The 18429-nt window shown below is 72.8% G+C and carries 14 protein-coding genes; 5 read left to right on the top strand and 9 right to left on the bottom strand.

The window, feature by feature from the left end; translation table 11 throughout:
- The first annotated feature begins 129 nt into the window (after positions 1-129).
- Positions 130-2772 (top strand): ATP-binding protein, encoded by a 2643-nt coding sequence (locus tag ACIQFU_RS33560; protein WP_402556687.1) that lies wholly within the window; start codon positions 130-132, stop codon positions 2770-2772.
- Between the two features lie 94 nt (positions 2773-2866).
- On the opposite strand, the gene nucS is transcribed toward ACIQFU_RS33560, so the two are convergent.
- On the bottom strand, positions 2867-3538 hold the full coding sequence (gene nucS / locus ACIQFU_RS33555; protein WP_402556685.1) for an endonuclease NucS: 672 nt from the start codon (positions 3536-3538) through the stop codon (positions 2867-2869).
- Positions 3539-3828: 290 nt separating this feature from the next.
- Here nucS and ACIQFU_RS33550 point away from each other — a divergent pair, with 290 nt between their 5' ends.
- On the top strand, positions 3829-4221 hold the full coding sequence (locus ACIQFU_RS33550) for an SCO5389 family protein (RefSeq protein WP_003973607.1): 393 nt from the start codon (positions 3829-3831) through the stop codon (positions 4219-4221).
- A gap of 83 nt (positions 4222-4304) precedes the next feature.
- Here ACIQFU_RS33550 and ACIQFU_RS33545 read toward each other — a convergent pair whose 3' ends face one another.
- Complete coding sequence (locus tag ACIQFU_RS33545; RefSeq protein WP_402556683.1) at positions 4305-5333, bottom strand: LLM class flavin-dependent oxidoreductase; 1029 nt, start codon at positions 5331-5333, stop codon at positions 4305-4307.
- Positions 5334-5588: 255 nt separating this feature from the next.
- Between ACIQFU_RS33545 and ACIQFU_RS33540 the strand changes: the two genes are divergently transcribed.
- Positions 5589-5921 (top strand): ATP/GTP-binding protein, encoded by a 333-nt coding sequence (locus ACIQFU_RS33540; protein ID WP_402556681.1) that lies wholly within the window; start codon positions 5589-5591, stop codon positions 5919-5921.
- Positions 5922-5930: 9 nt separating this feature from the next.
- On the opposite strand, the gene ACIQFU_RS33535 is transcribed toward ACIQFU_RS33540, so the two are convergent.
- From ACIQFU_RS33535 to mce, 7 genes are all read right to left on the bottom strand, one after another.
- Positions 5931-6800, bottom strand: a complete 870-nt coding sequence (locus tag ACIQFU_RS33535) for an ABC transporter permease subunit (protein WP_402556680.1) — start codon at positions 6798-6800, stop codon at positions 5931-5933.
- Positions 6797-8086, bottom strand: coding sequence for an ATP-binding cassette domain-containing protein (locus ACIQFU_RS33530; protein WP_402556679.1), 1290 nt, complete (start codon positions 8084-8086; stop codon positions 6797-6799). The genes ACIQFU_RS33535 and ACIQFU_RS33530 overlap by 4 nt, the downstream gene beginning before the upstream one ends.
- A 134-nt stretch (positions 8087-8220) precedes the next feature.
- On the bottom strand, positions 8221-8991 hold the full coding sequence (locus tag ACIQFU_RS33525) for an ABC transporter permease (protein WP_402556677.1): 771 nt from the start codon (positions 8989-8991) through the stop codon (positions 8221-8223).
- A 2-nt stretch (positions 8992-8993) separates the two neighbouring features.
- Positions 8994-9986, bottom strand: a complete 993-nt coding sequence (locus tag ACIQFU_RS33520) for an ABC transporter ATP-binding protein (protein ID WP_402556676.1) — start codon at positions 9984-9986, stop codon at positions 8994-8996.
- Positions 9987-10082: 96 nt separating this feature from the next.
- Positions 10083-11015 (bottom strand): cellulose-binding protein, encoded by a 933-nt coding sequence (locus ACIQFU_RS33515; protein ID WP_402556674.1) that lies wholly within the window; start codon positions 11013-11015, stop codon positions 10083-10085.
- Positions 11016-11222: 207 nt separating this feature from the next.
- Complete coding sequence (scy, locus tag ACIQFU_RS33510) at positions 11223-15137, bottom strand: polarized growth protein Scy (protein WP_402556672.1); 3915 nt, start codon at positions 15135-15137, stop codon at positions 11223-11225.
- Between the two features lie 234 nt (positions 15138-15371).
- Complete coding sequence (gene mce, locus ACIQFU_RS33505; protein ID WP_386631443.1) at positions 15372-15812, bottom strand: methylmalonyl-CoA epimerase; 441 nt, start codon at positions 15810-15812, stop codon at positions 15372-15374.
- A 149-nt stretch (positions 15813-15961) separates the two neighbouring features.
- Here mce and ACIQFU_RS33500 point away from each other — a divergent pair, with 149 nt between their 5' ends.
- Together ACIQFU_RS33500 and meaB are read left to right on the top strand one after the other, a co-directional pair.
- Positions 15962-17176, top strand: a complete 1215-nt coding sequence (locus ACIQFU_RS33500; RefSeq protein WP_402556670.1) for an acetyl-CoA C-acetyltransferase — start codon at positions 15962-15964, stop codon at positions 17174-17176.
- 37 nt (positions 17177-17213) lie between these two features.
- Entirely contained in the window at positions 17214-18170 is a 957-nt protein-coding gene (meaB, locus tag ACIQFU_RS33495) for a methylmalonyl Co-A mutase-associated GTPase MeaB (protein WP_402556668.1), read from the top strand.
- The last annotated feature ends 259 nt before the right edge of the window (positions 18171-18429 follow it).

Here is an 18429-nt window from a genome sequence, read left to right as displayed (position 1 = left end):
GTCTGGCTGCCCGCCCCGTTGCGACCCACCGGCGGGCCCGGACCAGAAGCGACAGCGCGGTGTGCGGCAAGGCCGGGAGGGTGGCCCCGCCGGGGCCCTGCACACGACGCTTTTGGGGGGCTTGAACCAATGGACCCGAACAACCGGGGCCCTGAGGAGTACGGCCAAGTCGGCGACCACCGGGCGCCGCGCCCGCGCCCGCCCAGGGACCCCCTCACATCCGACTTCGGACAGCACGCGCCCGCGCTCGCCCGCACCGCGCAACTGGTGTCCGGCGACCTCCTGCTCACCGTCAACCCCGTCGACGGCAGCGAGATCGAGGTCTGCCGGCTCGCGGAGCGGCCCGCCCGGCCCGAGAAGCACACCGCGGCCGAACGCGCCGAGGCGGAGCGCGCCGCGCGGCCGCCCGTCCCGCCGGGACCGGTCCGCACGGTCCTCGGCCTGCTGGCCCGCGAGGACGAACGCGAACGACTGGTGCGGCTGCTCGCCCGCGGCCGTTCCGTCCGCCTCACCGGCCCCGCCGGCTCCGGCCGCACCAGCCTCCTCGACGTCGTCGCCGAGGACTGCGCGGGCCTCGCACCCGACGGCGTCGTGCGCCTCAACGGCCACCACCGCACCGCCGACGACCTGCTCCACGACCTCTTCCACGCCGTCCACCACGCGCCCCTGCACCGCCCGGACCGGACGGAACTGCTCGCCCGCCTCCGCGAGGTCGGCGCGGTCGTGGTCCTGGACGACGCCGAGTTCGGCGGCACCGCCCTCGACGAACTCCTCGACGCCACCCCCGAGTGCGCCTTCCTGGTCGGCGCCACCCCGGATGTGCCCGCACCCTCCGCCGACTCGGCCGTCGAGGAGGTCTTCCTCACCGGACTGGAGCGCTCGGACGGCGTGGAGCTGCTGGAGCGCGCCGCCGGTCGCCCCCTTACCGAGGAGGAGGCCAACTGGGCCGGCGACCTCTGGTTCGAGTCCGAGGGCCTGCCGCTGCGCTTCGTCCAGGCCGGAGCCCTGCTGCGCCGCCGGGACCGGGAGCGGGCCGGTGCCGACGCCGTCGACGAGTTCGGCGTCTTCGCCGACCCCCGCTCCGCCGACGACACCCCTTACGACGCCGGCGAGGCCGACGACGTACCCCTGCCGTCCCTCGGCGAGGCCGCCGCGCCCGCGCCGCTGCTCGCCTCCCGGCTGAGCGCCTCCGCCCGCGCCACCCTGGAGTTCGCCGTCGCGCTCGGCGGCGAGGTGCCGCACCAGGCGCACCTGCCCGCCCTGGTCGGCGACACCCACGCGGACGCCGCCCTCGGCGAGCTGGCCGACTGCGGACTGGTCTCCCCGGTCGGCTCCCGCTACCGGCTGGCCGCCGGGGTGCTCACCCAGCTGGAGAGCGCCGGATACGCCGACGACGTACAGGACAGGGCGCAGTCCGCCGCCCAGCACTACGCCTGGTGGGCCGGGCACCCCTCGGTCACCCCGGAGCGGGTCTGCGCGGAGGCCGACGCCGTCCTGGCCGCCCTCGCCGTCCTGGTGCCGGCGACGACCCCGGCCGCCGAGGACGAGGGGAGCCCGGCCGTCCAGCTGGCCCGCACCGCGGCTCCCGCGTTCGCCGCCGGACTCCACTGGAGCGCCTGGGAACGGGCGCTGCGCTCCGGCTCCGAGGCCTCCCGGCTCGCCGGCGACGTCGCCGAACAGGCCTACTTCCACCACGAACTCGGCGTCCTCGCGCTGTGCGAGGACCAGCTGGACCGGGCGCGCGCCGAGCTGGAGGCCTCCATCGGGCTGCGCGGCGCGCTCTCCGACAAGCGCGGCGCCGTGGCGGGCCGCCGCGCCCTCGCGCTGGTCGCCGACCGCACCGGGGACACCCCGGGCCTGGGCAGCGGCGCGGGCGCGTTCGGCGTACCGGGGGCCGCCGCCGGATTCGGCGCCGTCGACGCCGGGCTCGGCCCGACCGTGGGGCAGGAGGTGCCCGACGCGCGCAACGAGGAGTCGGTGTCGCCGTCCGCGGGCGTCCCCGCGCCCTTCCCGCCACTCCAGCCGCCTCCGCAGTCCCCGACCCTCGTCACCCGCCGCGAGCCCGACGAGGAGCCGTCCCGCACGGTCGCCGGCGGCATCAAGGGCTTCGCCCGGCGCAACCTGGTGGCCGCCGGAGCGGGCGCGCTGCTCGTCGCCGTGCTCGGCACGGTGGTGACCCTGGGGGCCACGTCCGAGAACGACGCGGGCGACCCCTCCAACGAGGTCGGCGGCACCCCGTCGGCGAGCCAGGGCATCGACGACGGCAGCCTGGGCGCGGACCGGCCCGCCGACGACGGCAAGGGCCGGGAGACGCCCGGCGGCCCGACCGACTCGGGCCCGGACGGCACCCCCGGCACGTCCGACGACCCGACACCGACGGAGTCGGGCGAACCTTCGCAGGGGCCGGGCAGTGCGGGCAGCAGCACCGGCCCCGGGGGCGACGAGAGCCCGGACGATCCGGGGTCGCCGGACGAGCCGAGCAAGTCGCCGAGTTCACCGACGACGAAGCCGACGTCGCCGAAGCCGACGGACAGCGAACCGGACGACCCGTCCACGCCGCCGACCGAGTCGCCCGATCCCAGTCCGACCGAGACGGAGACGGACGACCCGCCGTCGACCACCCCCTCCACGTCCGACAGCGCGAGCGGACCCATCACGCCCACGGCCACGGCGGGCTCCCCGGCGAGCACCCCCACCGCCTCGCAGAGCGACCCGGGCACCGAGGCGGACACGTCAACCGCCCCCGACCCGGAGGCCGGTCGGATCATCTGACCCCCGCCGGCCGGGAACAAGGAACGGCAACGAAAAAGGAGGGCCGGGTCCGCCCGTCGGACCCGGCCCTCCCCACGTCGTGGCTGACGCGGCCTCAGAACAGCCGCAGCTTGTCGTCCTCGATGCCGCGCAGGGCGTCGTAGTCCAGCACCTGGCAGCCGATGCCGCGGTCCGTGGCCAGCACCCGGGCCTGCGGCTTGATCTCCTGGGCGGCGAAGACCCCGCGCACCGGGGCGAGATGCGGATCGCGGTTCAGCAGCTCCAGGTAGCGCGTGAGCTGCTCCACGCCGTCGATCTCGCCGCGCCGTTTGATCTCGACCGCGACGGTCCCGCCCTCGGCGTCACGGCACAGGATGTCGACGGGGCCGATGGCGGTCATGTACTCGCGCCGCACGAGGGTGTAGCCCTCGCCCAGGGTGTCGATGCGGTCGGCGAGCAGCTCCTGGAGGTGTGCTTCCACGCCGTCCTTGATCAGGCCGGGATCGACACCCAGTTCGTGCGAGGAGTCGTGGAGAATCTCCTCCATCGTGATGATGAGCTTCTCGCCCGCCTTGTTGACGACGGTCCAGACGCCCTCCTCCTCGCCCGTGCCCTCCTTGAGGGTGCACGGAGGCGACATCCAGTTGAGGGGCTTGTAGGCCCGGTCGTCGGCGTGGATCGAGACGCTGCCGTCCGCCTTGACCAGGATCAGCCGGGGAGCCGAGGGCAGGTGGGCGGTGAGCCGTCCGGCGTAGTCGACGGAGCAGCGGGCAATGACGAGACGCATGGTCGGCAACGCTACTCGACGCGCCCGGCCCGACGCGATTCGCCCGGGCGCGAGCGTTCCGCGGTGCGCCCGCGCGCTGTCCCACTTCTCCCATTGGCCCCGTCTTGCGCACTGGCCGATTGTGGGCCTACCGGATGGTGCCCATCTGGGCATTCTCCTGGTGCGCTCTCGATCGGTTGCTTACGGTATTGAACGGGAGGTCGCGAACTGTGTACGCAGCGTGTTCGTAATCGCGTACTCCCTTAACTGTCCGGCAACCCCTGCTGGTCGGGGGTGCGAGAGGAGAACCCATGTCGCTCGACGTCTCACCGGCCCTACTCGAACAGGCCGAGCGAGGCGAGGTCGACGAAGCAGACTTCGTCGACTGCGTCCGGACCTCCCTGCCCTACGCATGGGAGATGGTCAGCTCCCTGGTGGCACAGCTGAAGGTCGACGGCGGAGCCTTCGCCGACAACCAGACGCCCCCGCCGGACGAGCAGGCGCGCGGTCAGCTCCTGCGTGCGCTCGCGAGTGACGCCATACGCGGTGCACTTCAGCGGCACTTCGGGGTGCGGCTGGCCTTCCAGAACTGCCACCGGGTGGCGGTGTTCCCGTTGGACTCCTCCGTCGACGAGACGCTGACCAAGTTCACCTCGGTGCGCAGCCAGTTGCTGAACCAGTCGCCCGAACTGCGCGACTGCTGAGGCACCCCAGAGCGCCCGCTTGCCGCTCCGTACGTGGGAGGTGCGGTACTTGTACCGGAGCGGCAAGCTCCCCGCCCGCGGGCTCAGCGGAGCTGGGGGAGCACCTCGGCCCCGAGCCGCCGTACGTTCTCCTCGGTCGCCGCCAGGTCCCCCGAGCCCTCGACGAGCAGGGCGAAGCGGGAGATGCCGGTCCGCTCGCCGGTCGCCGCGAGCCGGTCCGCGCACAGCCGGGGCGTGCCCACCGGGTGCAGCCCGCAGAGCAGTTCGGTGTACGCGTGCGGGTCGCGCATCCGCCGCTCCCGGCCGTCCACCGTGACATGGGCGCCGAGACCCTGCCGCAGCCAGCCCGGCATCGCCTTGAGCAGGGTCTCCGCCGCGTCCGTGCGTCGGTCCGCGATCTGGCAGACGCCGGCCGAGACATGGGCCGCGCCGTGGATCTCCGCGGCCGTCCGCCCGGCGGCGCGGGCGTGACGGCGCCACAGGGCGACCATCTCCGCCTTCTCCTCGTCGCCGACGTGCATCCCGAGGAGCATCGGCAGCCCCCGCTCGGCCGCCATTCGCACGCTCGACGGCGACGTGCAGGCCACGACGACCTCCGGGCCCGGCTCCTCCGAGAGGGACTCCGACGGCCGCGGCACGACGGGCACCTCGCGGAACCGGAAGCGGTCCCCCGAGGCACCGACGGCCGGTTCGCGCAGCCAGCGCAGCAGCAGGTCGAGCGACTCCGGAAACCCCTTCTCGTACGCCTCCAGACCCGAGCCGAACACCTCCAGGTCCACCCACGGCCCGCCGCGGCCCACGCCCAGCGAGAAGCGGCCTCCGCTCGCGACGTGCAGCAGTGCGGCCTGCTCGCCGAGCGCCACCGGGTGGACGGTGGGCAGCACACTGACCGCGGTGCCGACCCTCAGACGCCGGGTGCGGCCCAGCAGCAGCGCGGCCAGGGTCACGGCCGACGGACACGTGCCGTACGGCACGAAGTGGTGTTCGGCCAGCCAGGCCGTGTCGAGCCCGGCCTCCTCGGCGACCTCGGCCGAGCGGACCGCGCGGTGCAGCGCCTCGCCCTGACCCTGGCCCGGGAACTGGGCCCCCAACACGAAACTTCCTACGCGCATTGCCTTTTCCTGCTTCCTCGGCCCCGACACGGAGCTCCCCCACAGGGCATAACCGCCTGACACGTGCCGAGGACACGGCCGGACGGAGGGATTTGCGGATTGTCTGCAGAATCGGCCGTTGTGGGGCGTCGTGTCGGGTCCGGACGGAACCCCGCGCGGGGGAGTTGCGGTGTTTCGGCGGCGTACGCGTACCCGTGTCCGTGCCGCGTAGGCTTGATGCCGCCCTGCTTCCTGTATAGCTCCGTGAGGTGTCCTGTGTCCCCGCGTCGCAACCGACCCAAGGGAGCCGGTTCGCCCGGCCGGAGCGCCGAGGAGGACGGCTCCGGCCGCTACGGCGGCCTGCAGTCCTCGGAGAGCTGGCGGGGCGAGGAGTGGAGCGTACGGCACGTGGCGGGCGCGAGCGCGCAGGGCAAGTCGTACCGCTGCCCGGGGTGCGACCAGCTCATTCCGGACGGAGTGCCGCACGTGGTGGCCTGGCCCGCGCACGCCGGCGTCGACGACCGCAGGCACTGGCACAAGGCGTGCTGGAACGCGAAGGACCGCCGCACCACGCGGGTGCAGCGGTCCCGTAACGCGCCGAGGTTCTGAAGGCCGGTCCTACACGTCCCGCTTCTCCAGCAGTGCGAAGGCGGCTGCGAACGCGGCCGCAGTCACGCCGAGCACGATCCACAGCGGGTCCCAGCCCGAGGGCCCGGACTCGGAGAGCGAGTTGGCGTAGAAGATGCTCATCTGGTTCGGGATCGAGTACTCGAACAGCGCCTGCTGCACGTCCTCCAGCGACTGGGAGAACATGAACAGCGCGATCACCAGCGGCGCGAGCAGGACGCCGATCATGATGGTGATGGCGCCCGCCGAGTGCCGGATGATCGAACCCACGGCCAGCGAGAGCAGCCCGATCAGCGCGATGTAGAGCGAGACGCCGACGGTGCCCTTCAGCCACTCCGCGCCGGTGGGGTCCTTGGCGCCGTTGCCCTCCAGCATGGCCACGTGGGCCAGCCCGACCAGCGTCGCGGACACCAGGGTCACCACGAAGGCGACCAGGAAGAACACGATCGCCTTCGCCGCCAGCACCCGGCCGCGGCTGGGGCAGGCGGTCATCGTCGTGCGGATCATGCCCGTGCCGTACTCGGACGCGGTGGTCAGCACGCCGAGCGTGATCACGCACATGCTGCCGAGCAGCAGGCCGAAGAAGCCGAGGCTCAGCGCGCTCTCACCGGCCAGGTCCGAGGACGAGTTCGCCACGATCGCGCCGGTCAGCAGCCCGATGCCGAGGACCAGCAGGACGAACACGCCCAGCGTCCACATCGTCGAGCGCACCGACTTGATCTTCGTCCACTCGGAGGCCAGCGCGTGCACGAGCGTCGTCCGCACCACCGGGATCGGCGACGTGTAGGTCGGGTACGCCGAACCGGGCGCCGCGTTCCAGTCGGGCGCGGCCTGCTGTGTCGGGGGCTGGGGGGTGCTCATCGGGCGTCCTCGGGCTTGGTCGGGTCGGTGACGGGCGCGGAGGCGGGCGCCGGGGCGGCGGCGGGGGGCGCGGGAGCGGCGGCGGGCGGCCGGGGCGTCTGCGGGGCCGGCGGGGTCTGGGGCGCCGGCGGCGTCTGCCCGGCCGCGTACGGGTTGGCCGGCTGACCGCCCGGCACCGCGCCGGGCGCCACCGGGGCGCCGTACGGGCCCGCCGGGGCCTGGCCCGGTGCGCCCTGCGGCGGGGCGAAGGGCTGACCGCCCTGCTGGGGCGGCGGCGGGGCGTACCAGCCGGGCTGGCCCTGTCCGGGCAGCGGCATCGGCGGCTGCGCGCCCGGCGGCAGGGGCTGCTGGAGGCCGGCCTTCTGGTCGGCGGTCGACCGGTAGTCCACGGCGCCCTGCGTCATCCGCATGTACGCCTCCTCCAGCGAGGCCTGGTGCGGCGACAGCTCCCACAGCCGTACGTCGCTCTCGTGCGCGATGTCGCTGATCCGGGGGAGGGCGAGCCCGGTCACGCGCAGCGCGCCGTCCTGCTCGGGCAGCACGTGGCCGCCCGCCTCGGTCAGCGCGGAGGACAGCTTCTCGCGCAGCTGCGGCTCGGTGTCCGGCGTGCGTACGCGCGCGAAGTCGGCGGAGTTGGCCGAGATGAAGTCCGTCACGCTCATGTCGGCGAGCAGCTGACCGCGCCCGATGACGATCAGGTGGTCGGCGGTCAGCGCCATCTCGCTCATCAGGTGCGAGGAGACGAAGACGGTGCGGCCCTCCGCGGCGAGCGCCTTCATGAGGTTGCGCACCCAGTGGATGCCCTCCGGGTCGAGCCCGTTGACCGGTTCGTCGAAGAGCAGCACCTGGGGGTCGCCGAGCAGCGCGGCGGCGATGCCGAGCCGCTGGCCCATGCCGAGGGAGAAGCCCTTGGAACGCCGCTTGGCCACGTCCTGGAGGCCCACCACGCCGAGCACCTCGTCCACCCGCCGGGCCGGGATGCCGGACAGCTGGGCGAGGCTCAGCAGGTGGTTGCGGGCGGCCCGGCCGCCGTGCACGGCCTTGGCGTCGAGCAGCGCCCCGACGTGGCGCGCGGCGTTCGGCAGCTTGCGGTACGGGTGGCCGCCGATCGTCACGTGCCCCGCCGTGGGGTTGTCCAGGCCCAGGATCATCCGCATCGTCGTCGACTTGCCCGAGCCGTTGGGCCCGAGGAAGCCGGTGACGGCACCGGGCCGCACCTGGAAGGAGAGGTTGTACACGGCGGTCTTGTCGCCGTATCGCTTGGTCAGGCCGACAGCCTCGATCATGCTCCGCACCCATCGGAAGGTTCAGGGACAGCAGGGCACACGCCCCCGTAAGGGTTAGGAGGATATCCACGCGCTGACGGTTCCGTTCAAGCCCGGGCAAAATCCGGCGCCGCACGGAGGCCGTACGGAGCCGGTCAGGCGTCCCGCCGCTTCAGTACCGCGTAGCCGCCGGCCAGCGCCGCGATCACCCACAGTGCCATGATCCCGAGACCGCCCCACGGCCCGTACGGCACGTCGTCGTCGATCGGCGTGACCACCTGCATGATCTTGCTGCCGGCCTGGTCGGGCAGGAACCGGCCGACCTTCTCCGTCGCCGGGACGTTGCCCAGGATGTTGGAGATCAGGAAGAAGAACGGCATCAGGATGCCCAGCGACAGCATCGGGGAGCGCAGCATCGCGGCGACGCCCATCGAGAACATCGCGATGAGGGTCATGTAGAGGCCGCCGCCGAACACCGCGCGGAGTACGCCGGGGTCGCCGATCGACGCCTTGAGGTCGCCGAGCATCGCCTGACCGAGGAAGAACGTGGCGAAACTGGTGACCATGGCCACCACCAGGGCGAGGGCGGTGGCCACCGCGACCTTGCTGAACAGGAAGGTGCCGCGCTTCGGCACGGCGGCCAGCGAGGTGCGGATCATGCCGGAGCTGTACTCGTTGCCCACGACCAGCACCCCGAACACGATCATGGCCAGCTGGCCGAGGCTGGTGCCGGCGAAGCTGATGAAGGTCGGGTCGAAGGAGAGCTGGTCCCGCCGGCTCATGTCGCCGAACTCGTTCTTCGACAGGGCCGAGATCAGCATGCCGAGGGCGATGGTGACGACCACGGCGAGGCCCAGCGTCCACACCGTGGACGCGACCGACCGGATCTTGGTCCACTCGGACCGGACGACCTGTGTCGCCGCCATGCTCAACCCCTCTTCCAGTCGCTGCCCCACTGCTGCCGCGGCGGCTGCCCCGGGGGCTGTTGCTGTGGCGGCACCGCGCCGGGCGGCTGCCCGTCGTGCGCGTGGTACTCCACGGACTCCGCGGTCAGCTGCATGAACGCCTCCTCCAGCGAGGCGCGCTGCGGGCTCAGCTCGTGCAGCACGATCTGCTGCCGCGCCGCCAGCTCACCGACGGCCTCGGACTTGTCGCCGTCCACCTCCAGGACCCCGTCGCCCGCCTCGACGACCGTGAGCCCGGCGCCGTGCAGCGCGTCGAGCAGCTGCTCGCGCTGCGGGGTGCGGATCCGGACGTAGCTGCGCGAGTTCTCCGCGATGAACTCGGCCATCGAGGTGTCCGCCAGCAGCCTGCCCTGGCCGATGACCACCAGATGGTCGGCGGTCAGCGCCATCTCGCTCATCAGGTGCGAGGAGACGAAGACCGTACGGCCCTGGGAGGCCAGGGTCTTCATCAGGTTGCGGATCCAGTGGATGCCCTCGGGGTCGAGCCCGTTGACCGGCTCGTCGAACATCAGGATCCGCGGGTCCCCGAGGAGCGCGGCGGCGATGCCGAGCCGCTGGCCCATGCCGAGGGAGAAGCCCTTGGTCTTCTTCCGGGCGACCGCCGAGAGCCCGACCGTGTCCAGGACCTCGCGCACTCGTTTCGCCGGGATGCCGTTGCTCTGCGCGAGGCACAGCAGGTGGTTGTGGGCGCTGCGCCCGCCGTGCCACGCCTTGGCCTCCAGGAGCGCGCCGATGTAGGTCAGCGGGTCCTTGAGCTGCTCGTAGTGCTTGCCGTCGATCCGCACGTCCCCGGCGGTCGGCCGGTCCAGGCCGAGAACCATCCGCATCGTCGTCGACTTGCCCGCGCCGTTGGGGCCGAGAAAGCCCGTGATGATGCCGGGTCTGACGGTGAAGGAGAGATTGTTGACCGCCACCTTCTCGCCGTACCGCTTGGTCAGCCCCTCGAGCTCGATCATGGCGCCCACGCTAGAACGGGACGAGGCCCGCTGCCACCCCAGTGACAGAAGGCCTCGTCCTTCTCCGTACGTATTCAGCAGGCGTTCGCCCCCGCGTCAGCGGGACTGCTGGGCCGGAACCCCGCGGGAGACCGACTCGTCCTCGACCGCCGGAGCGGCGGCCACCGCGGCGCCCGTGAGCGACGCCAGCATCTCGCGCACGTTGGTCAGCTGCGCGTTGATGGAGTCGCGGCGGTTGGTGAGGGCGGCCAGCTCGCGCTCCGACTCCGAACGGATCCGGTCGGCCTTGGCGTTGGCGTCGGCCACGATGTCCTCGGACTGGCGCTGTGCCGTCTCCACGGTCTGGCGGGCCCGGCGCTCGGCGTCCGTGCGCAGCTTCTCCGCCTCCAGGCGCAGCTGCTCCGCGCGGTGCTCGATCTCCGCGAGCCGCTTCTCGGCCTTGGCCTGACGGGAGGCCAGGTCGCGCTCGGACTGCTCGCGGCGCTTGGCGAGGTTGGTCTCGAAGTCCGCGGCGGCCTGCGCGGCCTTGGCGCGGGTCTCCTCGAAGAGGGCGTCGGCCTCGTCGCGCTTGGACTGCGCGTCCTTCTGCGCCTCGGAACGCAGCTGGGACGCGTCGCCCTTGGCCTTCTCGACGATCCGGACGCCCTCGTCCTCGGCCTTGGCCTTGCGCTCGGAGGCGTACGACTCCGCGTCGTTGCGCACCTGCTGGGCCGCCGACTCGGCCAGCTCGCGGTGCTGCTCGGCCGCGCGCCGGGCCTCCTCGCGCAGGTCCTTCGCCTCTTCCTCGGCGAGCCGCAGGATCTTCTCGACCCGGGCACCGAGACCGGCGTACGACGGCTCGGCGTCGTTGACCTGGGCCTGGGCGTTCTGGGTCTCGAGGTGGAGCTCCTCGATGCGCTTTTCCAGAGCGGTGATGCGGGAGTGAGCGCTGTCACGGTCGGAGACGAGCTTGGCGATGTAGTCGTCCACCTGAGCGCGGTCGTACCCACGCCGCACATGCTCGAAGCCGTAGGGGGAAGTGTCGCTCATGGGGTTCCTGTCGAAAGAGACCGGGTGAGGTGATAGAGGGAATCCTAGGCGCCAATGCGGTGTGTCATCGAGCGGATGCACGTTTGATACGGAGAATGACACCTCTTTTGAGTGGCTGACCCGAGGACGGCTTGCCAAAGTTCGGGTCAACGGTCCGGGCGGGACTCGGCCAAAGACGTCCAGGAGACACCGAATCCGCCCCGAACGCTAGCCGTCTGACGACTTGCCACCCGAACGTGGGGCGCCCACCGTGGCTCCGGCCTTCACCCCGTTGTCCTTCGCACCCCCGGGCGCCTCGAAGGACTCCAGCGCCTCCAGCACATCCTGCACACGGGAGATCTCCGCGTTGATGTCCTCGCGGCGGCGTACCAGGACTTCCAGTTCGCGCTTGCCCTCGTCGACCGTGCGCCGGGCCTCCCGGACCGCCTCGGCCTTCAGCTCCTCGGCCTCGCGGACCAGCGTGGCCTTCTTCTGCTCGGCCTCCTTGAGCAGTCCCTCGGCCTTCTTGACGGCGGCGATGCGCACCTTGCCGGCCTCGGAGTTGGCCTCCGACACCAGCTCCTTCGCCTTCGCCTCCGCCTTGGCCAGCTGCTCCTCGGCCGCCTTGATGAGCGCGTCGCAGCGGTCGCCGGCCGACTTCATCGTCTCGGCGGCCTCGCGGCGGGCCCGCTCGTGCAGTTCCTCGATCTCGGAGGTGAGCCGCTCGCGCAGCTCCTCCGCGCGCTCCCTTATGGCCGTCGCGTCCCGCCGGGCACCGACCAGCAGCTCGTCCGCGTCCGTACGGGCCTTCTCCACACGGGTGTTGCCCTCGACGGTCGCCTCCGAGACGATCCGGTCGGCCTCCGTGCGGGCCGCGCCGACCATCGTGTCGGCCTGCGACTCGGCGTCCGCGGTGGTCTTCTGGGCCTGCTGCTGCGCCTCGGTGAGCAGCTTGTCGGCCTCCGCCGTGGTCTCCGTGATGAGCGTGTCGACCTGCTCGGCAGCCTCCGAGCGCCGCTTGTTGGCGTCCTTGCGGGCCTCGTCGAGGGTGCGCTCGGCCTCCTCGCGGGCGGCCGTGGTGACCCGCTCGGCCTCCGCCGCCGCCTCGGTCCGCACCCGCTCGGCCTCGGTGCGGATCCGCTCCGCGTGCTGCTGGGCGGAGCCGACCGTGTCGGCGGCCTCGGCGCGCAGCCGCTCCGCCTCACCGGTGGCGTCCGAGACCAACTGCTCGGCCCGGGCGCCCGCCTCGGTCCGTACCCGCTCGGCCTCGCTCGCCGCCTCGGTGGTGACGCGCTCCGCCTCGGCGAGGGTCTCCGTCCGCAGCCGGTCGGTCTCGGCCGCCGTCTGCGCGGTCAGCCGCTCCGCCTCGGAACGCGCCTCGGTGATCAGGGTGTCCGCCTGCGTCGCCGCGTCGGACCGGATGCGGTTGGCGTCCTCGCGGGCCTCGGCCCGGGTGCGCGACGCCGACTGCTCGGCCTCGGCGATGGCGTCGGAGGCCTCGGTGCGCACCCGCTGGGCGTGCTCGGAGACGTCCTCGCGGATCCGGTCGGCCTCCGTGATGGCCTCGGACACCGTCCGCTCGGCCATCGTCTTGGCGGCCTCGGTCTCCTCCTGCGCCTCGCGCCTGAGGCGTCCGGCGTCCTCGCTGGCCCGCTCCCGCTCCGCGTAGGCGTCGGCGCGGACCCGGTCCGCCTCCTCCTCGGCCTCGTGCCGGGTGCGCTCCGCGGCGTGCTCCGCGGCGCTGCGCAGCCCGGTGATCTCCTCCTGGGCCTGCTCGTGCAGCCCGGCGACCGACTCGCGGACCTGCTGCGCGTGCTGCTCGGCGGCCGACACCATCTCGGTGGCGCGCCGGTCGGCCTCCTCGACCAGCCGGACCGCCTCGGCCTGCGCCTCCTCCACCCGGTTGCGTGCCGAGGCCAGCAGCTCCTCGCTCTGCTCGCGGGCCTGCTTGCGCTCCTGGTCGGCCTCCTGCCGGGCGGAACCGAGCAGTTCCTCCGCCTCGCGGCGGCGCCGGGCGGCCTCCTCCTGGGCGGCGGCCAGCGCCTCGGACGCCTCCGAGGCGATGCGCTCGGCGGCACTCTGCGCCTCCGCACGCACCCGGTCGGAGCTCTCCTGCGCCTCCGACTTCAGCCGCTCCGCCTCGCTCGCGGCCTCGGACCGCAGCCGTACGGCGACGGCCTCGCCCTCCGCGCGGGAGGCGGACGCGTCCGCGGCGGCCTCGGTGCGCAGCCGCTCGGCCTCCGTCTCGGCCTGCTGCTGGAGCGTACGGATCCGCTCGGCGGCCTCCGTGCGCAGCCGCTCGCTCTCCTCGGCGGCCTCGCGGCGGATCCGCTCGCCCTCCTCGCGGGCCTCGCTCAGGGCCTCCTCGGCGGCCGTGCGGCGCTCCTCGGCCTCGGTGTGCAGCCGCGTCAGCTCATCGGCGGCCTCCGCCTTGCGGGCCTCGACGGCGCGCTCGGTCTCCTCGCGCAGCTCGCGGGCGGCCCGCTCGGCCTCCGCCTGGAGCTCCTCCACGCGCTCGGCGGCCTCCGCGCGGTGCCGCTCGGCCTCCGCGCGGGTGCGCTCCAGGGTCTCCTCGGCCTGCCGGCGCAGGGTCGTCGCCCGCTCGATGGCCTCGGTGCGGACCTTCTCGCTGTCCGCCGTCGCGGTCTGCCGCAGCTCGTCCGCGTCGGCCTTGGCCTTGGCGAGCAGCTCCTCGGCGGTCTTCGCCGCCTCCTCGATCTGCGCCACGGCCTCCTTGCGGGCCCCGGCGCGGATCTTCTCGCCCTCCTCGACCGCGTCGGCCCGCAGCTGCTCGGCCTCGCCGCGCAGCCGGCGTGCCTCCTCCTGCAGCTCGACCGTCTTGGCGCGGTACTCCTTGGTGTCGTCCTTCGCCGCGCCCTTGAGCTGCTCGGCGATGTCGTGCGCCTCGCCGCGCAGCCGGTCCGCCTCGGCCTCGGCCTCGGTGCGGATCCGCTCGGCCTCCTCGGTGGCGGCCTTCGTGGTGCGCTTGGCGTCCTGTGACGCCTTGTTCAGCACGTCCTCGGCGGTCTTGGCCGCCTTGGACAGCTGGGTGGCCGACTCCTCGGCCGTGATCGTGCGGGCCTTCTCGGCGGCCTCGGCGACGATCCGCTCGGCCTCGGTGCGGGCGTCCGCGACCACCTGCTCGGCCTCGGACCGGGTGTTCTCGGCGTCCTTGGTGGCCTCGCCGACCAGCCGGGCGACCTGCTCCTTGGCGGTCCGGGTGCGCTGCTCGTTGGTCGCCTCGGCGCTCGACAGCGCCTTGGACGCGGCCTCCTCGGCCTCCGAGACCACCTTCTCGGCCTCGGCCTGCGCCTTGCGCAGCGCCTCCTCGGCCTCGGACATCCGCTGCTCGGCGGCGCGGCTCAGCTCCTGGGCCTCGCGGCGGGCGGACTCCGACTCGGTGGCGGTGGAGCTGCGCAGCTGCTCCGCGTGGTCGGTGGCCTCCTGCGCCTGCGTGGAGGCGGCGTTCAGCAGCCGCTCCGCGTCGGTGCGGGCCCGGCGCAGGATCTGCTCGGCCTCGGCGCGCGCGCTCTCCGCGTCGCTCCGCAGCCGCTGGCGGGCCTCGGACGTCAGCCGCTCGGCCTCCGCGCGCGCCGCGCTCATGGCCTGCTCGGCCTCGGCACGGGACTCGTCGAGCAGGCGGCGGGCCTGCTGCTCGGTGCGGGCCCGCAGTTGCTCCGCCCACGCCACGTTCTCGTTGACGTGCGACTCGACGGTCTGCCGGCGCTCGGCCAGCTCCTGGTCCAGCTGCTGGCGGCGGGTCACCGCCTCCTGGTGCAGCTCCGCCTGGAGCCGGGCGGCCTGCTCGGCGTGCTCCTGGAGGATCCGCTGGGTCTGCGCCCGGGCCTGGCTCAGCTCCCGCTCCGCGTCGGCGCGCAGCTGGTCGGCCTGCGTCTGCGCGTTGCGCAGCAACTGCTCGGCCTGGTACCCGATGTCGCCGCCGTCGAAGGCGGGCCGGGACATGATGGTGCGCCGCGCCTCGTGCAGCTTGGCGCGCAGCACCTCGACCTGGTAGCCGAGGTCCTCGGCGTGCTGGATCGCCTTTTCCCGCTCGGTCTTCAGCCGCTTCATCTCGGCCTCGAACCGAGAGAGGTGGTCGACGTCAGCCGCCGGCTCTCGCTCCTGGCTCTCGTAGCCCCGCACTGCGCGGTCCCATCCGTCCCCTGGTCGCAAATCTTCCCGAACGAGCTCCGTCCGTCCGCCGGACGGTGCCCCCGGGGAATGGTGTCAGATCAACGGCGGAGCATGTGCTGCTGCCCCGTCGCCGACCCCCCGAAACACGACCCCGGCGGTCCCGTCGTCGCACGATGACGGGCCCGGGTCACCCTGGACTGAGCGGCGACCGCACCCAACCCTACCGGCCCATATGTACGAGGGTCAGTGCTCAGGTGACTCAACGGCCGCCGAAGTGACCAGTTCTGTCAGTACGCCATGGCAGTCCTTGGGGTGCAGGAAGGTGATCCGCGATCCCATCGAACCGCGCCGGGGCTCGTCGTACAGAACGCGTACGCCCTTCTCACGGACGTCCGCGGCGTCCGCGTCCACGTCCGCCGTACCGAACGCGATGTGGTGGACGCCCTCGCCGTTCTTCGCGAGCCACTTGCCGACCGCGGAGTCCTCACGGGTCGGCTCCAGGAGCTGGAGGTAGGAGGCACCGCCGTCCGAGGTCTCGTTGATCTTGAGCATGGCCTCCCGGACACCCTGTTCCTCGTTGACCTCGGTGTGGAACACCTCGAAGCCGTAAGTGGCACGGTAGAACTCGACGGTCGTGTCGAGGTCGTGGCAGGCGATTCCGATGTGGTCGATTCGCGTCAGCATGGATTCAGTGCAGCGCTCCGGAGGTGGTTACGCAACGTGCGCGCGATCACACCGACCGCCGGGTGACGGGCGGCATACCGCTCAGTACATTCGAGTAAACCCTCGTTCACTCCGCGGCCTGTGCGGGCCGGAAAAGGGGATCGCAGTCCATGTCTTCTGCAGCTTCTGGTACGAACGGCACCACGTCCGTCATCGTCGCGGGTGCCCGCACCCCGATGGGACGGCTGCTCGGCTCCCTGAAGTCCTTCTCCGGGGCCGACCTCGGCGGCTTCGCGATCAAGGCCGCCCTCGACCGTGCGGGCATCGGCGGCGACCAGGTCCAGTACGTGATCATGGGGCAGGTGCTCCAGGCCGGCGCCGGGCAGATCCCCGCCCGCCAGGCCGCCGCCAGGGCCGGCATCCCGATGAGCGTCCCGGCGCTCACGATCAACAAGGTCTGCCTCTCGGGCCTCGACGCCATCGCACTCGCCGACCAGCTCATTCGCGCGGGTGAATTCGACGTGGTCGTCGCCGGCGGCCAGGAGTCCATGACCAACGCCCCGCACCTGCTGCCCAAGTCCCGCGAGGGCTACAAGTACGGCGCTGTCGAGATGATCGACGCCATGGCGCACGACGGTCTGACCGACTCCTTCGAGAACATCGCCATGGGCGAGTCCACGGAGAAGCACAACACCCGGCTCGGCATCGAGCGCGCCGCCCAGGACGAGATCGCCGCCCTGTCCCACCAGCGCGCCGCCGCCGCCCAGAAGAACGGCGTCTTCGAGGCCGAGATCACCCCGGTCGAGATCCCGCAGCGCAAGGGCGACCCGGTGCTCTTCAGCAAGGACGAGGGCATCCGCGGCGACACCACCGCCGAGTCGCTCGGCAGGCTCCGCCCGGCCTTCGCCAAGGACGGCACGATCACCGCGGGCTCCTCCTCGCAGATCTCCGACGGCGCCGCGGCCGTGGTCGTCATGAGCCGGGCCAAGGCCGAGGAACTGGGCCTTCGGTGGATCGCGGAGATCGGTGCGCACGGCAACGTCGCGGGCCCGGACAACTCTTTGCAGTCGCAGCCGTCGAACGCCATCCAGCACGCCCTGAAGAAGGAGGGCCTGGAGGTCGGCGACCTCGACCTCATCGAGATCAACGAGGCGTTCGCGGCCGTCGCCGTCCAGTCAATGAAGGACCTCGGCGTCTCCACCGAAAAGGTGAACGTCAACGGCGGCGCCATCGCCCTGGGTCACCCGATCGGCATGTCCGGCGCCCGGCTGGTCCTGCACCTGGCGCTGGAGCTGAAGCGGCGCGGCGGCGGGGTCGGGGCGGCGGCGCTGTGCGGGGGCGGCGGCCAGGGCGACGCGCTGATCGTGCGGGTACCCGGGGCCTGACCCCCGGAGTCAAGACTTCTCACGGAACGGAGCTGTGATGCAGGACGTCTCCTCACTAGTGGCCCAGGCCCGAGAAGGCCGGCCGCGGGCCGTGGCCCGGCTGATCTCCCTGGTGGAGGGGGCGTCCCCGCAGCTCAGGGAGGTCATGGAGGCCCTCGCGCCGCTGACCGGCAACGCGTACGTCGTCGGTCTGACCGGCTCACCGGGCGTCGGCAAGTCGACGTCCACCTCGGCGCTGGTGACGGCGTACCGCAAGCAGGGCAAGCGGGTCGGCGTCCTCGCCGTCGACCCGTCCTCCCCCTTCTCCGGCGGCGCGCTGCTCGGCGACCGCGTGCGGATGTCGGAGCACGCCTCCGACCCGGGCGTCTACATCCGCTCGATGGCGACCCGCGGCCACCTCGGCGGCCTCGCCTGGGCCGCGCCGCAGGCGATCCGCGTCCTGGACGCGGCCGGCTGCGACGTGATCCTCGTCGAGACGGTGGGAGTGGGCCAGTCGGAGGTGGAGATCGCCTCGCAGGCCGACACCTCCGTCGTCCTCCTCGCCCCCGGCATGGGCGACGGCATCCAGGCCGCCAAGGCCGGAATCCTGGAGATCGGCGACGTCTACGTCGTCAACAAGGCCGACCGGGACGGAGCCGACGCCACCGCCCGCGAGCTGAACCACATGCTGGGCCTCGGCGAGGCCCGCGCCGCCGGGGACTGGCGTCCGCCCATCGTCAGGACGGTCGCCGCGCGCGGCGAGGGCGTCGACGAGGTCGTCGAGGCGCTGGAGAAGCACCGCGCGTGGATGGAGGAGCGGGACGTCCTCGCCGAGCGCCGGCGTGCGCGTGCTGCCCGCGAGGTCGAGACGATCGCCGTGACCACGCTGCGGGAGCGCATCGGCGACCTGCACGGTGACCGTCGGCTGGGGGCGCTGGCGGAGCGGATCGTCGCCGGTGAGCTGGACCCGTACCGGGCGGCGGACGAGCTGGTGGCGGGGCTGACGGAGGGCTGAGCGGGCGGCTTTCCGGCTTCTCTTCGCCCCCGTCGCCCCTCCCCTTCCCGTCCCTGGGGGCCTTGCCCCCAGACCCCCTTTCGGCCTGGACGGCCTCGTCCTCGAACGCCGGACGGGCTGGAAGAAAACGCCGGGCCCTCGACCGGGCCGGGCTGTACATTGACCCGCATGTTCCTCCTCTTGGCCTAGGGCCCGCCCCGCACGCGACCGCCGCATTCGGCCGTCGCGTGCCTCGGCGTCCCCTCGTTGCCTTCCGCTG

This window comes from Streptomyces sp. NPDC093065 (genome assembly GCF_044754585.1).
Lineage (GTDB): Bacteria > Actinomycetota > Actinomycetes > Streptomycetales > Streptomycetaceae > Streptomyces.
Note: the sequence above shows the minus strand (reverse complement) of the source record. Positions and strands in the feature narration are given on the sequence as shown.

Excerpts from the sequence above, each read along its gene's own strand:
- ACIQFU_RS33560 (WP_402556687.1), top strand. The coding sequence starts at position 130 with ATGGACCCGAACAACCGGGGCCCTGAGGAGTACGGCCAAGTCGGCGAC.
- nucS (WP_402556685.1), bottom strand. The coding sequence starts at position 3,538 with ATGCGTCTCGTCATTGCCCGCTGCTCCGTCGACTACGCCGGACGGCTC.
- ACIQFU_RS33550 (WP_003973607.1), top strand. The coding sequence starts at position 3,829 with ATGTCGCTCGACGTCTCACCGGCCCTACTCGAACAGGCCGAGCGAGGC.
- ACIQFU_RS33545 (WP_402556683.1), bottom strand. The coding sequence starts at position 5,333 with ATGCGCGTAGGAAGTTTCGTGTTGGGGGCCCAGTTCCCGGGCCAGGGT.
- ACIQFU_RS33535 (WP_402556680.1), bottom strand. The coding sequence starts at position 6,800 with ATGAGCACCCCCCAGCCCCCGACACAGCAGGCCGCGCCCGACTGGAAC.
- ACIQFU_RS33530 (WP_402556679.1), bottom strand. The coding sequence starts at position 8,086 with ATGATCGAGGCTGTCGGCCTGACCAAGCGATACGGCGACAAGACCGCC.
- ACIQFU_RS33525 (WP_402556677.1), bottom strand. The coding sequence starts at position 8,991 with ATGGCGGCGACACAGGTCGTCCGGTCCGAGTGGACCAAGATCCGGTCG.
- ACIQFU_RS33520 (WP_402556676.1), bottom strand. The coding sequence starts at position 9,986 with ATGATCGAGCTCGAGGGGCTGACCAAGCGGTACGGCGAGAAGGTGGCG.
- ACIQFU_RS33515 (WP_402556674.1), bottom strand. The coding sequence starts at position 11,015 with ATGAGCGACACTTCCCCCTACGGCTTCGAGCATGTGCGGCGTGGGTAC.
- mce (WP_386631443.1), bottom strand. The coding sequence starts at position 15,812 with ATGCTGACGCGAATCGACCACATCGGAATCGCCTGCCACGACCTCGAC.
- ACIQFU_RS33500 (WP_402556670.1), top strand. The coding sequence starts at position 15,962 with ATGTCTTCTGCAGCTTCTGGTACGAACGGCACCACGTCCGTCATCGTC.
- meaB (WP_402556668.1), top strand. The coding sequence starts at position 17,214 with ATGCAGGACGTCTCCTCACTAGTGGCCCAGGCCCGAGAAGGCCGGCCG.